This is a genomic window from Herbaspirillum sp. LeCh32-8, from assembly GCF_017814915.1.
In the GTDB taxonomy this organism is placed as follows: domain Bacteria; phylum Pseudomonadota; class Gammaproteobacteria; order Burkholderiales; family Burkholderiaceae_D; genus Herbaspirillum.
The window spans coordinates 1-412 of record NZ_JAGIPZ010000036.1; the positions used below are offsets into that span (position 1 = coordinate 1).

At 63.3% G+C, this 412-nt stretch carries 1 pseudogene; it reads right to left on the reverse strand.

Going from position 1 to position 412, the window contains the following annotated elements:
* Positions 1 to 412, reverse strand: a pseudogene (locus J8I26_RS22560) (ABC transporter ATP-binding protein); the annotation flags it as partial.

Genomic DNA, 412 nt, shown 5'->3' on the forward strand with positions numbered 1-412 from the left:
AGGCGCGAATCCTGCAGCCGCACCGAGAAGAAGATCACGCCGATGCACAGCAGCAGGAACAGGAAGTAGTAGGCGTTTACCGACGGCGTGGAGAAGCCGAACACGTTGACCATCGAGCCCGAACCCGGCTCGCCAGCCAGCGACACGCCGAACACGCGGATCGGGTCGATCAGGTTGATGCCCTGCGGGCCGTTGGTGATGTTCACCGGGGCGTTCAGGTTGTTCATGAAGATACGGATGATCTCGCCGAAGCCCAGCGTCACGATGGCCAGGTAGTCGCCGCGCAGCTTCAGCGTCGGCGCGCCCAAGAGCGCACCGAAGATCGCCGCGAACAAACCCGACACCGGCACGATCAGCCACAGCGACAGGTGGATACCGTTCTGCACGATCTCCGGCCCGCACACCCACACCA